General features: G+C 38.3%; 16 protein-coding genes and 1 CRISPR repeat array. Of the genes, 12 read left to right on the forward strand and 4 right to left on the reverse strand.

The features are described 5' to 3' along the window. The first annotated feature begins 224 nt into the window (after window positions 1-224). From glmS to cas5, 10 genes are all read left to right on the forward strand, one after another. On the forward strand, window positions 225-2114 hold the full coding sequence (glmS, locus tag V7K27_RS10620; RefSeq protein ID WP_334946885.1) for a glutamine--fructose-6-phosphate transaminase (isomerizing): 1890 nt from the start codon (window positions 225-227) through the stop codon (window positions 2112-2114). Between the two features lie 133 nt (window positions 2115-2247). Further along, window positions 2248-3066, forward strand: coding sequence for a TnsA endonuclease C-terminal domain-containing protein (locus V7K27_RS10625; protein WP_334946887.1), 819 nt, complete (start codon window positions 2248-2250; stop codon window positions 3064-3066). Between the two features lie 22 nt (window positions 3067-3088). After that, on the forward strand, window positions 3089-5326 hold the full coding sequence (locus tag V7K27_RS10630; RefSeq protein ID WP_334946888.1) for a Mu transposase C-terminal domain-containing protein: 2238 nt from the start codon (window positions 3089-3091) through the stop codon (window positions 5324-5326). Beyond that, entirely contained in the window at window positions 5313-6791 is a 1479-nt protein-coding gene (locus V7K27_RS10635; RefSeq protein ID WP_334946889.1) for an ATP-binding protein, read from the forward strand. The genes V7K27_RS10630 and V7K27_RS10635 overlap by 14 nt, the downstream gene beginning before the upstream one ends. A 131-nt stretch (window positions 6792-6922) precedes the next feature. Continuing rightward, window positions 6923-7114, forward strand: coding sequence for a hypothetical protein (locus V7K27_RS10640; RefSeq protein WP_334946891.1), 192 nt, complete (start codon window positions 6923-6925; stop codon window positions 7112-7114). Between the two features lie 7 nt (window positions 7115-7121). Beyond that, the gene (locus tag V7K27_RS10645) at window positions 7122-8069 is read left to right on the forward strand and encodes a TnsD family Tn7-like transposition protein (RefSeq protein WP_334946893.1); all 948 of its coding nucleotides are present in this window, start codon (window positions 7122-7124) and stop codon (window positions 8067-8069) included. Between the two features lie 172 nt (window positions 8070-8241). Beyond that, complete coding sequence (gene cas6, locus V7K27_RS10650; RefSeq protein ID WP_334946895.1) at window positions 8242-8943, forward strand: type I-MYXAN CRISPR-associated protein Cas6/Cmx6; 702 nt, start codon at window positions 8242-8244, stop codon at window positions 8941-8943. 58 nt (window positions 8944-9001) lie between these two features. After that, window positions 9002-10537 carry a type I-MYXAN CRISPR-associated Cas8a1/Cmx1 gene (gene cas8a1 / locus V7K27_RS10655; RefSeq protein WP_334946897.1) on the forward strand — a complete coding sequence of 512 codons (1536 nt, stop codon included), beginning with the start codon at window positions 9002-9004 and terminating at the stop codon, window positions 10535-10537. Window positions 10538-10593: 56 nt separating this feature from the next. Continuing rightward, window positions 10594-11568: a DevR family CRISPR-associated autoregulator gene (locus tag V7K27_RS10660; protein ID WP_334946899.1), complete on the forward strand. Its 975-nt coding sequence runs from the start codon at window positions 10594-10596 to the stop codon at window positions 11566-11568. 1 nt (window position 11569) lies between these two features. Beyond that, a complete protein-coding gene (cas5, locus tag V7K27_RS10665; protein WP_334946901.1) occupies window positions 11570-12196 on the forward strand; it encodes a type I-MYXAN CRISPR-associated protein Cas5/Cmx5/DevS in 627 nt (208 codons plus the stop codon). Window positions 12197-12468: 272 nt separating this feature from the next. After that, window positions 12469-12935: a CRISPR direct-repeat array (repeat unit 36 nt; unit sequence GTTCTTTAACATTAGATGTCGTCAGACGTTGAGCAG). A 44-nt stretch (window positions 12936-12979) separates the two neighbouring features. On the opposite strand, the gene V7K27_RS10670 is transcribed toward cas5, so the two are convergent. Together V7K27_RS10670 and V7K27_RS10675 are read right to left on the reverse strand one after the other, a co-directional pair. Further along, on the reverse strand, window positions 12980-13126 hold the full coding sequence (locus tag V7K27_RS10670; protein WP_334946903.1) for a hypothetical protein: 147 nt from the start codon (window positions 13124-13126) through the stop codon (window positions 12980-12982). A 5-nt stretch (window positions 13127-13131) separates the two neighbouring features. Further along, complete coding sequence (locus tag V7K27_RS10675) at window positions 13132-13362, reverse strand: hypothetical protein (protein ID WP_334779946.1); 231 nt, start codon at window positions 13360-13362, stop codon at window positions 13132-13134. A gap of 279 nt (window positions 13363-13641) precedes the next feature. On the opposite strand from V7K27_RS10675, the gene V7K27_RS10680 reads away from it, so the two are divergent. Continuing rightward, window positions 13642-15543, forward strand: coding sequence for a TnsD family transposase (locus tag V7K27_RS10680; protein ID WP_334946904.1), 1902 nt, complete (start codon window positions 13642-13644; stop codon window positions 15541-15543). 103 nt (window positions 15544-15646) lie between these two features. Here the strand turns inward: V7K27_RS10680 and V7K27_RS10685 are convergent, their stop codons facing one another. Both V7K27_RS10685 and V7K27_RS10690 read right to left on the reverse strand, forming a co-directional pair. Next, window positions 15647-15949, reverse strand: a complete 303-nt coding sequence (locus tag V7K27_RS10685; protein WP_334946906.1) for a hypothetical protein — start codon at window positions 15947-15949, stop codon at window positions 15647-15649. Between the two features lie 130 nt (window positions 15950-16079). Beyond that, the gene (locus V7K27_RS10690) at window positions 16080-16373 is read right to left on the reverse strand and encodes a helix-turn-helix domain-containing protein (protein WP_334946908.1); all 294 of its coding nucleotides are present in this window, start codon (window positions 16371-16373) and stop codon (window positions 16080-16082) included. Between the two features lie 308 nt (window positions 16374-16681). Between V7K27_RS10690 and V7K27_RS10695 the strand changes: the two genes are divergently transcribed. Then, window positions 16682-17062, forward strand: a complete 381-nt coding sequence (locus V7K27_RS10695) for a helix-turn-helix domain-containing protein (RefSeq protein WP_322669256.1) — start codon at window positions 16682-16684, stop codon at window positions 17060-17062. The last annotated feature ends 31 nt before the right edge of the window (window positions 17063-17093 follow it).

Here is a 17093-nt window from a genome sequence, read left to right on the forward strand (position 1 = left end):
ATTCTTCTTTATTGATTCTGAATTCTGAATTCTGGCTTCTGAATTCTTCTTTATTGATTCTGAATTCTGAATTCTGGCTTCTGAATTCTTCTTTAATAGCAAGCATATTTAGCAATACCTAGTGGTAGAGGGAGTAATTTACTCCCTTTTTTCTTTGCAAAAAGTCGAGTTTGTGCTACGAACTATACTGGATTTAATCATCCTCAAAAAAAGCGGTGTGAACAATGTGCGGAATCGTTGGATATATAGGCACTCAAGCGGCGACAGACATTTTATTGGCTGGGCTGGAAAAACTAGAGTACAGGGGCTACGATTCGGCTGGAATCGCCACTATTTGGGAAGGTGAGGTTAATTGTGTCCGGGCAAAGGGCAAACTGCATAACCTGCGTTCTAAACTAGAACAAATAAAAACCCCTGGCCAAATTGGTATTGGTCACACACGCTGGGCAACTCATGGTAAACCAGAAGAATACAACGCCCATCCCCACATGGATACGGCAAAGCGAGTGGCGGTGGTGCAAAATGGCATTATCGAAAACTACCGCGAGTTGCGCGAGGAACTCAAAGGAAAAGGACACGAATTTCGTTCTGAAACCGATACCGAAGTAATTCCCCATCTGATAGCCGAATTTTTAAAGAATCTTCCCCCCTCATCTTCCTCATCTCCCTCATCTGGCTTCCTAGAGGCAATTCGCCAAACCGTTAACCACTTGCGCGGGGCATTTGCGATCGCAGTTATTTCTGCTGACTACCCCGATGAATTGATTGTTGTTCGCCAACAAGCACCCTTAGTAATTGGCTTTGGGCAAGGGGAATTATTTTGTGCATCTGACACGCCAGCGATCGCTTCCTACACCCGTGCAGTGCTACCTCTGGAAAATGGCGAAATTGCCCGCCTCACACCTTTGGGCGTTGATATTTACAATTTTGCTGGCGACAGGTTGAAAAAACAACCCCGGCTACTCAACTTCAATCCAGCAATGGTAGAAAAGCAGGGATTCAAACACTTCATGCTCAAAGAAATTCATGAGCAACCAGGGGTAGTAAGAGCTAGTTTAGAAGCATACTTTAATCCAGCCGAATCTACCGAATCGCCAATCAATCTTGGTTTACCTGCGGATTTCTACAACGATTTAGAACAAATTCAGATTGTCGCCTGTGGTACCAGTTGGCACGCAGCATTAATCGGAAAATATTTAATCGAACAACTAGCAGGAATTTCAACTCAGGTACATTACGCTTCTGAGTATCGTTATGCACCATCACCCCTGACGGCTAACACGTTGATCATTGGCGTTACCCAATCAGGTGAAACTGCTGATACCTTAGCAGCTTTGGCGATGGAAAAAGAACGTCGTCAGGGGAAAGAACCCAAATATCAAGCGCGACTACTAGGTATTACCAATCGCCCCGAAAGCAGCCTCGGTCATCTGGTATCGCATATCATTAGTACTCTAGCGGGAATTGAAATTGGGGTTGCGGCGACGAAAACTTTTACTGCCCAACTGATGGCGTTTTATGCTTTGGCATTGGATTTAGCAGCTCGTCGTCAGACAGTTTCAAAAGACACATTAGAGAAGATTATTAACGGATTGTGGCAGATTCCCAAAGAAATTGAGGCAACTTTGGAGACTCAGGAACGTTTAACTGAACAGCTAGCCCACGAATTCGCCGAAACCCAAGATTTTATTTTTGTGGGAAGGGGAATTAACTTCCCGATTGCTTTAGAAGGGGCGTTGAAATTAAAAGAAATCAGCTATATTCACGCCGAAGGGTATCCGGCTGGAGAGATGAAACATGGCCCGATCGCTCTATTAGATGCGAAAGTACCAGTAGTTGCGATCGCAATTCCTGGTAGTGTTTACGAAAAAGTTATTTCCAATGCCCAAGAAGCCAAAGCCAGAGATTCGCGGTTAATTGGCGTGACTCCCGTCAACGATGGCGAAGCTGCGGAAATGTTTAACGATCTTCTTCCTGTCTCTCATGTGGACGAGTTACTTTCTCCCCTTCTCACAGTAGTTCCTTTGCAATTGTTGGCTTATCATATTGCCGCCCGTCGCGGCTTGGATGTCGATCAGCCAAGGAATTTAGCCAAATCTGTAACGGTGGAATAGTCTATTAATCGAGGTAGTAGCGTTTTGTATAACAATAAAAAAGTCGTATAACAAATAAAAAAGTTATACAATATATAAAAAAGTTGTACAATTTATCCTGTGGGTGTATATGTAAGCATCTACAGGAGTTTTTATGGCTAGAAGCAAGCAAGATTGGACGCAAGCTAAGTTTGAGCGTTACTCGAAGGAAGGCCGTGGTAAGGGTACTGGGAAAGACTATCAACCTTGGATAAAGATTCAGGATTTTCCCTCAAAGGGTCGTGTTTCCAGACCCCCAGGTTGGAAAACGAACCGAGAACATCATCTGTTTTCTGATAACGAGAAGCGGCTGTTTTACGTCTTCGAGTGGTCAGATATGATTGTAGATATAAGAGAGCAGTTTCCTCTAATTGAGCTTGACTTAGCAATGAGTATTGCAGAGGAAATAGGTATTAACTATCCTAAAGATCCGCAAAGCAATACTCCCGGTGTTTTAACAACGGATTTTATGCTTTCTGTCAAGCAAGGCAAAACGATAGTCCAGAAAGCACGAACATTTAAGCTAACTAAAGATTTGGGCAGTAAGTCTGTAGCTGAAAAATTTGAGTTAGAAAAGCGTTACTATGCTGCCAAAGGTATTGATTGGGGCATAATTACAGAGAAAGAAGTCCCTAAGCAGTTAGCGGAAAATGTTGAGTGGGTTCATACTGCTTATAAACTAGAAGAAAATGCAGATATAAATCTTGAAGAACTACGTGACATTGCCAACATTTTAAAATCCAGACTTCAGGAAAGTGATGCAAACATTAATCGAATAACAACAGATTTAGATAAAAATATGAATATAGAGTCTGGTACATCTCTGTATCTTTTTAGGCATCTTATTGCTAAGAAGGAAATCATTATGGATATGTTAGTCACAAAAATATCTAGTTGTCCTTCTTCTAAAGCAATTAAAAAAATTATTTTTTAGACAATAATATGTGGTGCATTAAATGAGTAATGATTTATTTGTCAATGATCTGATTGAATGGATTGATGAATCAGGTAATAGCTTCATAGAAAGAGTTCTCTGGATTGATGAAGGCTATATTATAGCCTTTGTTTTTAATATAAATACTAAAACAGGATTTCCAGAGCCTAAAAAAGTTTCGGAGATTATAGAAGCTATTTCTGATGGTCGTGTATTGAAACTTAAATCAGACCCGTGGGCAAGAATAGTAACAGAGGAAGATTTGTCTGAGAAAGAAAAAGAACTTAGAGATAGAGCTTGGCAAATAATTTCATTTATTGTTATTCAAGAACCCTCGATATATTATCGGGATTATAGAGGTGCTTTAGTTCAGCAGACTATTGAAAAATATAATGCAGGCAGAAGTAAAGGTAAATTAGTAGAAATAAGTGTTTATAAATATTTAAGAAGATTTTGGCAAAGAGGTAAAAATAAAAATGCTCTTTTGCCTGATTATGTAAATTCTGGCGGTAAAGGAAAGCCTAAAGCATCTGGAGAAAAGAAGAGAGGAAGACCAAGAAAATACGCACACGATCAAGAAATTGGTGTTGGAATAAATGTTAATGAGGAGGATAAAAAGATATTTAGATTTGCAATTGCTAAGTTTTACAATAATTCCAAAGAAAATTTTTTAACAACTGCCTATGATTTAATGATAAAAAAATATTACTCCGAAGATTTTTATTACGATGAAAATGGAGTCAAAAAAAGTATTTTGATTCCTCCAGATAAACGACCTACATTTACTCAATTTAAATACTGGTATGAAGTAGAGCAAATTGATATCAGGAAGACTATCATATCTCGTAAGGGTTCAACAAAATACGCTTTAGAACATCGAGCCATTACGGGAACTTCCCAAATGGAAACTATTGGACCTGGATCTAGATATCAGATTGATGCCACAATTGCGGATGTATATTTAATATCAATGTACAATGGCAACTGGATTATTGGTAGACCTGTTATCTATGTGGTTATTGATGTTTTTAGTCGCATGATAACGGGGGTTTACGTTGGATTAGAAGGGCCATCTTGGGCAGGGGCAATGATGGCTTTAGCCAATTCAGCCACAGATAAAATAAAGTTTTGCCGAGAATATGGTATAGAGATTTCTGAAGATGAGTGGCCATGCAGGCATATTCCTGATGCTATTTTAGGCGATCGAGGTGAATTAGCAGGGATGAAGGTAGAAACATTAATCCCTAATTTAAACGTTCGCATTGAAAATGCTGCTCCTTATCGAGCAGATTGGAAAGGATTAGTTGAAAGACAATTTCGCACTATTCATGGGTATGTAAAACCATTTGTTCCTGGTTATATAGATACTGACTTTAGACAGAGAGGAGGTCATGATTATCGCCTCGATGGTAGGCTTAACATAGATGAATTTACTAAAATAGTTATCTTTTTGATTCTCCAGCACAACAATCATGATTATTTAACTAAATATGCTAGAGATGAAATGATGATTACTGATGATGTTAATCCTATACCTAGAGAGTTATGGCAATGGGGAATTGCCAATCGTTCCGGTAAGCTGAGAACTTGTGAAGAAGATATTGTCAAGCTGAATTTAATGCCAACTGGAAAAGCAACAATTACCGCTCGTGGTATTAAATTTAAGGGAATGTATTACACCTGTGAGAAAGCAAGGAAAGAATTCTGGTTTGAAAAATCTAGAAGTAGTTTACTTTCCAAATCCGAAAAATCATTGGATATATCATATGATATCCGACAATCAAAGTTTATTTATTTGCGCTCTCCAAATGGTAGAGATTTTGAAAAGTGTTTTCTTTTAGAGTCTGAACAAAGATATTTAGATAAAAATTTATATGATATTGAATATTTATTTGCATACGAAGAATTGCAAAGGCAAAAAAACCAAGGTAAACGACTACAAGAAAAAGTCGATTTGATAGCAAATATAGAAAGTATAGTTAGTAAGGCTAAAGAAGATACCGAAGCAGTTTTAGACGATAATACAAGTAATAGGCAAAAGGTTGCAGGAATACGAGATAATAGAGCCTTGGAAAAAGACAAACGACGTAAAAATGAAGGTTTTGAACTAGCAAAAGAAGAAATTACTAATAGTACCGAGGCTACGAATAATAAAGTAAACACTCAATCTGAAGATTCAGAGTCATCTAAATTATTGAAGCCTGACCATATGGATTTACTCAGACGGAAAAGACAGGAGCGAAAACGTGGAGAAGATTGAGGGTGAACTTGTTAGGATTCCTAATGGAGAATTAGCGATTGTTGCCAGATATATAGACCAAAAACTTCCAGAATACAACGCTAATCCATTAGTTCAGTCACTACCTCCTATCCTTTCATCGGAAGATTTTATAGACAAAGTAACAAGAAGCCCAGATTTTCATGAACAAGAGAGGGAGATAGAAGCTCATTATAGATTTCATTGCATTGAGAGGCTATCTAGATATTTTGATCCTCAAGATAAAACTGTTGAATTACAGAAGGTCATTTGTAACCTAATTATGAAGGGCTATTTAGCTCGGAATATTCTGAAACCTGAATATGCAACTCGCTCTAGGCAGATTTATAATGCAATAAAAGATGGAGGAGGTAAAAACTTAGAAAATTATGTTAATCTTCCTACCTCTGCTTCCGGTCTAACCCTAATCGGGCCGTCAGGGATGGGAAAGTCTACAAATTTCCAAAATATTCTTAATCTTTATCCTCAAGTAATTCTTCATCCTGAATATACCGTTTACCAAATAGTTTGGTTGAAAGTTGACTGCCCTCATGCAGGTTCTTTGAAGGGTTTGTGTATTGATATTTTTCTTGGTGTTGATAGGCTATTGGGTACTAACTACTTTAAAAAATTTGGTTCATCGCGCAACTCTGAAGATTATATGCTGGCTCAAGTTGCCCAAATCTCTCATACTCATCATTTAGGGGTTCTAGTTATAGATGAGATGCAAAATCTTGTGACAGCAAGAAGAAGTAGCTCAGATATGTTGAACTTCTTAGTAAAAATGGACAATACTGTAGGAGTTCCAGTAATTCGAGTTGGTACAAATGAGGCTTTTCCTATTCTTCAAGGAAATTTTAGAAATGCTAGGAGAGGAACGGGAGAAGGAAGTGTAATTTGGGACAGAATGGTAAATGATGATAAATGGTATTTCTTTATGGAAGGAATGTGGGAATACCAATGGACAAAAACTTTTGTTCCTTTCTCAGATGAGATAAATGAAGTTTTTTATGACGAAAGCCAGGGAATTATTGATATTGCTATCAAACTTTACAAAATGGTTCAATGGAGAGCAGTTTCAATAGGTGGGAAAGAAATTATTACTGTTGAGCTAATTCGTCAAGCAGCTAAAGACGGACTGTATTTAGTCAAGCCAATGCTAGATGCAATTAGATCAGGAGATAAGGAGTGGATGATTAAATATAAAGATATTGCTCCTCTCGATACTACAGAATATCAAAATAAATCTCTATCTGAGCTTGATTCTAAAGATTTGCAAGAGATTCGGAGATTAGCCAGAAAGCAACAGACTCATCAGAAAGTATCACCGAAGCTAAATTATGTAATTCTTGAGCTTTTGAAGTTGGAAGTAGAACCTGCTAAAGCAAAGGAATGTGCTGAACAAGTAATTGTTTCTAGTGATGAAGATGCAGATATTACATCGTTAACAAAGAAAGCATATAAGTAGGTAGGCACAAATTAACCTAACTATGTAACAAAATGTAAAACCGCCAAAGTCCTTGTGATTGCTTCGTTACACTCCGTTTCACTCGCAATGACATACTTATAAATTTTCCCACCCACCTACTTACTCTTGCTTTGCAAGGAGGACAAGTAAATGAGAGTCTTGTTAAGGCAAATACAAGCAAGGCTAAATTAAAGCCAAAGTACCAGGAAAATGATATTCGACGAATTGTTGAAAATGCCAAGAAGGAGAAAAAATCTGCATACGATGATTTGAAATTAGCTGGTATAATCAAAAATCCAGTCGAAGATTTTATAAATATTTAGCTTCCTGATGCTTAGTTTTTTCCCAACTCTGTATCCTGATGAGCTTTTGTATAGTACTTTAGCTCGATACCATATTCGGAGTGGTAATAAAAGTTTCAAACAAACTGACTTAGAGCTATTCGGTTATAGTTCTCAACAAGTATGCAAAGTTACTTTAACTAATAACCTAAATTACTTAGTTAAAAACTTCCCTTTACGTTCTCAGCAGACAGTTGATAATTTACTGCAAAATCATACTTTATATCCTTTTTACGCAACTTTCTTAATACCACAGGAAGCTTGGTTGTTAAAAGACTCAATGAGTAAAAAACTTAGTGGGTCTATTTTAGAGGTTGCTAAGGTGGCTACTGGTTCTAGTGGTGAGTCAAAAAATTTTTTAAAATTTTGTCCTGAATGTTTAGAAGAAGATACTCAGCAATATGGTGAGCCTTACTGGCATAGAACACATCAAGTACCAGGAATTTTAGTTTGTCCAACTCATGGTGTTGTTCTTTGCGATAGTTGTGTAGCAGTTGAGTCGAAAGGCATACATTATTATGCTGCGAGCGTAGATAATTGTTTAGTAATTACAGATGTCAAAAGTTTTACAAATCAGGCTTTAAGAACGCTCTTAACACTGACAAGTGATATTAATTTGCTAATTCATAGTAATTTTACTTTTAAAGGTTTAGCTTGGCTTCGCACTCAGTACCAACGTTACTTAGTTAATAAAGGACTGCTGCAAATCTTTCCTGGTGGAAAGTTTAAGTTTGATGAGTATGCTTTTTCAAAGCTTATATTTGATTTTTATGGTCAAGAATCCTTAGAAGCCCTTAATCCAAAGTTGACCCAACATCAAGGTAAATATTTTTCTCATTGCTTGCTTGGGTGTGACTTAAATCCAGCAGTTGACCGCATCACTCATATCTTAATGGTAAAATTTTTAGCAAATTCTATAGAAGTATTTTTTCAGTAGTAAGGTTTAGATCAAAAGATTGTTACCAACATTAATATAAAGCAATAATAACTTACTAAAAATTATTATGTTTGCTTGGCGCTTTAAAGTACTCTCATATTAATCACTAAGGTAGTCTAAATAATAATTAGTTGCCTCTATCGTATATCTACTTAAAGATAGGGTGGTAAAGATGATTGTTGATTGCAGCTTACCTACGCAGATTATCTCAGAGTCACCTTTAAATCTAACAAAGTCAACAGAGGTTTTAACATCTCAGTTACCATACATAGATTTAATTTTTAACCTGATTGGTGAGACAGTACCTCTCGACCACGGCTATGAGTTATTTTCTGCGATCGCCCACTTTGAACCTCAACTTCATAAGTTAAATACAGTTGGAATTCATACTATTGCAGGTATTCCCAAGGAAGGCGTAATTCAGCTAACTAAAAATTCTAGGCTTCGGATTCGGCTACCAGTAGATCAAGTGCGTTTGGTTTATCCGTTAGCAGGTAAGTCCCTGAAAATTGGCAAGCATACAATTCGCTTGGGGATTCCTGAAATTTATTTGCTTGAGCCTGCTGATAGACTGCGATCGCGTATAGCGATTATCCAGGGTTATCAAGAACCGGAGTCATTTTTAGCAGCAGCACAGCGTCAGTTAGAACAACTGGGTATCCAGGGGAAAGCCTTTATTACCAAAAATACTGATGGTAGCCCAAAACGTAGAAGTATCAAAATCAAGCGCTTTACGGTTGTGGGTTTTGGGTTAGAAATCATTAATCTCAGCAATGAAGATTCGCTAACATTGCTGAGATATGGCATTGGGGGAAAGCGTAAGATGGGCTGTGGCGTTTTTGTGCCAGTGAAGAGAAAGGGAAACGCAAGTTAAAGCTGGTTTTGACTACTACCCAATATAAGTTTGAGACTATTTCCCAGAAACAAATAAGATGTCTGTAGTAGCTAGTGTTGTCAACCCCAAAATTTACTTAAATTTGAGCGACCCAAGCATCACTTGGATACATCGTGCTGGCATAGCAGGACTGTGGATGACGCTCAAGCAACTAGAAAAGCTATACCCAATACCTGCGGAACGACCTGGTAATTTAACTTGGTTGCTGACTCCTCGTACTATTAGCCTTGAATGGCAAGGGCAGGATTTCGTAGTTTTAGACTGGCTGCTAAAGCAATCTTTTCAGATTAATGAAGAAGGTCTAATTTCGCTGACAGGCTTAAATACGCATTCAATCAATATTGAAACCCAAATTAATATTCACTTGGGAATAACAGGAACGTTTCTCCAACATAACCAGGTTTTTAAATTTGACGGCGGTAAATCCTGGTCATTCATAGTTGATGGTATAGAAATCGATGTCGAGTATAAAAAAGCAGTTTCCTATGCTCATCAACATTTTGCTAAACAACTCTGTGATAAACAAGGTCAATTATTTGAACAATCAATTGGTGTATCAGGGTGGCTGTATCCAGGATCTGTAGTTCGTCATGTCGCTTTTACAAAAAAAACTAAGTTTGAAGAGAAACCACAACTGGCTTTTGCTCTTTTATATGCTCCTGTTGCTTGCCACTACTTTGTTTTGCGATCGCATACCAAACTGGAACATACAGAATATGCCCTAGTTATACCTGAAGTGGTTGACTTAGAAATTTATGCCCAGGAATACTGGAATTTGGGAAACTTAGATTACAAGGATTTCCATGTATCTAGCTTAGGAGATGCTGGATTAAGATTTCTTACTTACGAAACAATTATAGAACTGACTACACCCGATCAAGTAAAACGATGCCAAGTCATGTTATTTGGAACGGTAATTTGGTCAAAGCAGCAGAAAACTCGCATAGAAATAGCAGTGGTAGAAGCAACTGAAATAATAGATTTTATCTATAAGCTTAGTCGGATTTATTTTCAAGAGTACCAAATTATTAAGTATAAAAATAAAAATTTGATCATTAGCAATATGTTTAGGGGAACAATTGCTGATAACTTAGTAAAGGGCTTTCCTTGGTGGGCTAATTTATATACAATCTTTAAAAATAAAAGTTTATTGAAACTCATTACTAATGATGGAGTTTATAAGATGATTCAAAACTCTGAATGGAATCTAGAAAGTCAAAAACTATTTATTAAAGCTTGCCATGAGGCATTGAAGAAAATATACGCTAAAATTTATGGGCGAACAAATGAAGGTCAATATGCTCAAATTGAGCGAGAAAACATACGTATTTTATCGCAACTAAGACGTTGTACAAATGCTGAAAACTTCCGGAAATTCATTGCGGAGTTTTGGGGAAGAGCAGGCCAACTTTCAATTCTAGAAAAACATTGGGAAGAATTACTACCATTAACTTCTGGAATAATGGATTGGAAAGTTGCCAGAGATTTAACTTTTATTGCTCTTGCTAGTTATCCAAAAAGCAATATTGGTGAGAAAAAAATATTGGGCATATCTGATTCTAATAGTGAATAATTGCATATTTTTTGGCTTAATCAAACACGAAACATGAATTTAATAGGCAATTTTAAATGTTTCATTTATTCGGTAATATTTTGACTAGCTATGGAACCGCAGCTAATAATCGTGGGGAAAATGAAGGTAATATAACTCCCTTACAAAAATTAATTTGGAAAGGTGAAGTTCATACTACTATTTCATCTGAGGCGATTCGTTGGGCATTACGGTACTACTGGCAAAATGTTGGCTATCCGGTGAATCGACGTTGGGATCAAAACGCTCAACCAGTAGCGGATCATGTTTGGCAAGACCCCAACTTTGATGATATTCGCTTCATTGATGATGATATTTTGGGATTTATGCAGGCAGAAGCAGCAAAAGCTGAAGTGCCCGAGGAGTCTGAAGGCGAGGTCGAGGAAGCATCTCAAGATGAGAACAAAAAAAGTTCTAAAGGTAAGGATAAGCAAACTTCTCCACGTAAGGGCAAGCAAAAGCCTAAAGGGAAAATAACTGCTAGACGAGGTGTATTAGAAGTTACTCGTGCAGTATCAATGATACCCTTTACGGGAGACATTACCTTTAATGCTGTCAGTGGAGCCAAAGGACGAAATTCTCTTTATGGCACAGAGATTCATGCTACTCGTTATCAATATGGTTTTGCATTGACACCCGATAGCCTCAAAGATAAATCTCGCATCCATGCTGTTCTAGATGGTTTGATTTCGATTGGTGAAGTAGCGGGAAATCATGCCCATTTTTTGTATGATTTCTCCCCTGAAAGTATTGTACTGCGGTGGACACATGATTTTTCCCCTCGTTTTCTATATTGCTTTGAGCAAGACGAACTGGGAAATTTGTCAGTATCCAACTTAGTGCGACAGATAGAGGTAGGAGATATTGATCCCAAAGAATTATGGATTGGAGGCTTAATTTCTCAAGGTTTAGAAGATTTGGGAGCAAATGTATTTCCTGGAGTGAAGTCGGCAGTCAAAGCATTAAAACAGGTCATTGCTGAAGATTTGCAGTTGTTATCGGGGAGCGATTAACATGACGACAGTTGCTTTGAAAGTTGAAGTACCTATTGCTTGTTTTCGCCAATCCCGTGCTAGAGAATACGCTGAAACGTATCCAGTGCCACCACCTTCTACAGTGTACGGGATGTTACTTTCTCTGATTGGTGAGACAGATCGTTATAAACATTGTGGAACTCAATTAGCGATCGCGCTCTTGTCTAAACCAGAAAAATCTATTGTAATTCGGACTTTTCGCAGGTTTAAAACGAAAGATATCCACCACCCTAAGAATGCTAAACCTGATTACCAAGAGTTACTAACGAACATTGAGTTTGTAGTTTGGGTGAAAACAGACAAAGCAAAGCCTACTTTACCAGAACGTTTGCAGCAGGCATTTGCGAACCCAGCTTCTATCAATCGATTTGGTGGGCTGTGTTTAGGTGAAAGTCGGGATCTAATCAATACTGTTACCCTTTTACCTGAGAAGTATCATGGTGAGTCGCTGTGGTGGTTAGTTACAGATGAAGATGGTTCGCTAACCCTACCTTATTGGGTTGATCATGTTGGGTCTAAGAGAACGCGCTGGCAGTGTTATGAGCTTCAAGAGTCCCAAGTATGGCAACCACCGAATTTATCGTGGACTACAATTCAAACTAGTTGAAAAAGGAGGATATTTAGATTTTGACAAGGATATCTGCTTGTTGCGCCGACATAAAGAGATAAAAAGTCGCTATTCTTTACTGAATCAGCAATTGAGTCTTTTCATTATGATTAAGGATGCTTGCAATTCCTCAGAAAGTTCCAACAATAAGCCTTCTGGGCGTTGCTAAACTAACCTATCTTATTAAATTTTGCAAATTTAGTACCTCCTAATGACAGGTGCTTGTAAAATTATCTAGAAGACCTGATGGATTAATATGTTTAGCCATCGCTGTTCTTTAACATTAGATGTCGTCAGACGTTGAGCAGGTGGTTAATAACTTGACCTTACCCACATTTACAAGTGTTCTTTAACATTAGATGTCGTCAGACGTTGAGCAGATTTGGATTTGAAAGCTCATCCCTAATCCTGTTTCGTTCTTTAACATTAGATGTCGTCAGACGTTGAGCAGAAACGGTAATTGTGTATGACAGTGCTGGGCGTTGTAGTTCTTTAACATTAGATGTCGTCAGACGTTGAGCAGTTACGGACTGCTTGGTACAACGGTAGGCACCAGTCGTTCTTTAACATTAGATGTCGTCAGACGTTGAGCAGCACAACACTAAATGCATAAGCTACACCGTTGACCCCGGTTCTTTAACATTAGATGTCGTCAGACGTTGAGCAGTCTTGGAGGGTAGCGAATAGCGCATGTCCAATGTGCGTTATTTAACATTAGATGTCGTCAGACGTTAAGTAAGATTCTGCTGATCGTTGCCATAGCTTATAGTTCAAAAAACTCCCTCAACCCTCCTCATGCAAAATTTTTCCACGGATTAGTTCCCATTGCTCAATCTGCTTCTGTAGTTGCAATTTGTGATCGCCCTCAACTGCACCAAGACTACTAAACAAACCCTGACCATTCAACTGATCGCTGTAAATAGCAATCAATTCGGTCAGTGCTTTTTTATGGCTTCCATTTCCTCCTCAGTGAAAGAATTTATATCTAGGCAAATCAGTCGTCTGCCAATTCTCTCCACAAGCTCCGACCTGCTTATATCAAAATTGGAGGCGATCGCATCTAATCCTTCAATACCAGTGGGAGTAAGGGCTAGGTTGACCCTTTTCTTCACCTCGTCGTACATCTCTGGTACGTCTTTTTGTCCTTTCTGCCCTTTCTTTCCCATTAGTACCCAGCTATTACACACCTCCTAAATCATAGTCAACAGCAAGGATTACGGGTAGATTCTATAAATTGCTCAAAGATATTTAGTTATTGTGTAATACCTGAATTATTGATAATATAGGCATTGTGTAATACCTAAAATTTTGATGATAGAGGACAAAAATCCTCATAATTTTGTTTGCTGTGGAGAGAAAGGTGTGGAAGGCGATCGCCACAAACTTGAAACACCCTGAAATTTACAAAAATAATTCTTTTCAGGTTTCAACATGAGAAAGAATCTATGCTTGGCTTTTTTCCAGCCCCTTATCCAGATGAAATTTTATACAGTGTCTTGGCTCGCTACCACATTAGGAGCGGTAACACAAGTCCAAAAATAACTCTAAGGGAGCTATTTAATTCTCAAGATGTAATAGCTACTGTTGACTTACCTTCTAACCTTAATTCATTGACTCAAAATCTACAATTTATCTCGAATTATCAAGTAGAAGATTTGATATATAAATATACCCTCTATCCTTTCTACAGTGTTTTTCTGCCACCGAAAAGAGCCAGTCAGGTGATGGAGTCTATGAAAGCAGATTTCGGAGGAGATATTCATACCAGAACCGGAATTATGGCAAGTTCGTTGAAAATGCAGAGGTATCTGCGATTTTGCCCAAAATGTTTGGAAGAAGATTTACAAAACTACGGAGAGTCCTACTGGCATAGACTACACCAAACACCAGGGGTTTTGGTTTGCCCAGTTCATGGTGTGACTTTGAAAGATAGCACAATTCCCATGCAAGGTTTTAACAGGCATGAATACTATGCTGTCAGCCTAGAAAACTGTCCTGTTGTACCGATACAACAGACTTACAGTCAAGAGACTTTAAAGAAGTTGCTACTGCTGGCTCAAGATATTTTATGGTTGATAAATAGTAATCTTTTCTCTAAAGAACTAGAGTGGTTTCAAAGAAAATATATAGCTTTATTGATTGAAAAAGATTTTGCAACGGCAACCGGGCGAGTAAACCAGAAGAGACTACTAGATAATTTCTTGTTCTTTTATGGTAATGAAGTGCTTGAGGCTGTTAACTCAATGGTGAATTACGAAAATGAGCAAAACTGGCTATTCAGCATTGTCAGGAAGCATAGAAAGTCATTTCATCCCATCAGACATCTACTTGTAATTAGATTTCTGACGAATTCTATCGAGGAATTTTTCAACACGGATTACGAGTATAAACCTTTTGGTGAAGGGTCTTGGCTGTGTCTAAATGCTGCCGTAGACCATTATCTCAAGCCAGTAATAACTAATCTTGTTGTCACTCACTGTTTGGATAATAAAAAGCCGTTAGGTACTTTTTCTTGTTCCTGTGGGATGGTTTATTGCAGAACTGGCCCTGATAAAACTGATGAAGATAAGCAGCGAATTGGCAAAGTCTTGACATACGGTCAATTCTGGGAGCAAAAACTAAAAGAACTGGTAGAAATCCAAAAGTTAGGTCTACGAGAGACAGCAAGACAACTCAAGGTCGATTCCAGAACAGTAAAACGCTATACTGCCATACTTAAGCTAAAAACTTTTTGGAAATCTTCAGAGAAAAATCAGCTAGTAGACTTCGAGGAAGTTTTAGACTCAAATCTAAATTTAGCCAGTGATCACAAAATCAAATACAGGGAAGTTTGGAAAGCTTTACAACAGCAGTACCCAGAAGCGCCAAAAACTACTTTGAGGGGATTAGCTAAGGGAACCTATATTTGGCTATACAGAAACGACAAAGAGTGGCTCAACAAAAATTCGCCTTCTTTAAAAGTGCCTGTCCCTTGCTCCGGTAAAGTTGACTGGGCAGAAAGAGACAAGCAAGTTCTTGAAAAGGTAAAAAATGCTGTGCTAACATTTCTGAGTGCAGAAAAACCCGCGAGAATCACTATTTGTAGGATAGGGAAAAGTATTGGCTTACTGGCACTACTCGAAAAACATTTGGCAGAAATGCCACTGACTAAGGTTTATTTAGAATCGGTCACAGAAACTGTAGAGGATTTTCAGATTCGGCGTATTAAGTGGGCAATTAAGCGGCTTGATGATTGCGGAGAGGAAATTCAGCCTTGGAAGGTGATTAGACTGGCTGCGCTACGAGAAAATTGCTCTGAGAGAGTACAAGCAGCTCTAGAAAGTGAGCTTTATAAGCAACCGAATTAAGTTAATAACACTTTCTAGATCATAGTTCTGTTGATCAAAAGCTTCAAACAAAAAAGAGACGTGTTAAATCCACGTCTCTAAGTGATGAGAAAAATATTGAGTTCTAAGCTACATCCGCGACCAGTAAGCCGTTGACAGCAATAATCAAAAGCATCGCTGAATCAGAAGTGTTACAGCAGTGTCTTTTATCGCTATTACAGGGTTGTGCTATCCATTTGCCTTCAAGATTCTGGTAAAAAGTTCCTAGAAGTTGGGAACCGTTCCAAACTCGATACAGTTCTCCCAAATCATCTGGCACTGAGTCAATTTCAATTTCTGGCGCTACTGCGTCAGCTAAGTGGTCAACATATTCCTCAAACTCTGCTTGAGCCGAGGCTTGGTTGTCAAACTCATCTTGTACAATCATCTGAGTAACCTTATTGATGAGGTTTAACAAAAGGCGATCGCAATCTTTGGACGGAGGGCGATCGCTTTTTGGATTTCACAAAATATATTAGCTACTGTAGTATCTATAAAGCAAGAAGATATCCAAAACTTTAATTAGTCACTTCTACAGTGCTAAGGAAGTCGCTCAGAGAAATATTTAATGCAGCACAAATAGCCTCTAATACTTTAATAGAAACACTTTCAGACTCACCGTACTCTAGTTTTTTGATGTTCTGATGGGAGCATTCCCCTCCTGTGGCTGCAATTTCATCAGCTAGTTTCTGCCGCGATTTTTTACCGCGCAATCGCTTTAAAAGCTCACCCCTCTCGTTATTCCAAGCAACGAATACAACATCTGCAACATAAATATACATTTTCGTTTCTTTTTTACCCTTATCACTCATATAATAGCTACAGCAGTAAACAAGCATCAGAATTTTGGGCTACTACAGTTTACAAACAATGAGGAGATTAAGATGAAAGCGATCGCGGCATAATTGATTTAGTTTTCAGAGTTTCCCATTTTTCTCACTGGTAAGTGGTTAAAACTTGCCTATGTTTACGCTGCCCAATTAGCTCAACAGAGAGAAATTAGATATAAATCGGAAGCTTTAGTTGTTCCTGACAATAGCTAGGAAAGCAAGAAGATACTCATTGACGGCTGAGACCAAAAATGTTTAGTGTTACATAACAGGCAACAAGGATTGGAGGGATGAGCAAGTTTGGAGAAACAATCAGGCAACTTCGGGAAGCTCAAAATTTGGGACTTCGGGAGACGGCTACTATGGTCGGTATCTCGCCTGCTTACCTGAGTCGCATTGAGCGGGGTAAGGAGCATCCGCCAAAGCCAGAAGTTATAAAAGCATTAGCAAAAGTTTTAGCTGCTGATCCCGATGTCCTATTTCGGCTTTGTCCTTCTACAGACCCAGATGTGGTGACTTTGCTGAAGGAAAGACCAAAAGTACTAGAATTGGTGCGTTTGGTGATGGCTCAGGAACTTTCTGATGAGCAACTTGGTAAAGTTGAGCATTTTATTAAGCGAGATATATTAGGAGAGCCATCCTCGGATACAATACTCGCTGTCTCTGAGTAATAAAAGCCCACCTCTAATAGCGGTAAGTGAG

The organism is Nostoc sp. (genome assembly GCF_036919575.1).
Lineage (GTDB): Bacteria > Cyanobacteriota > Cyanobacteriia > Cyanobacteriales > Nostocaceae > Nostoc.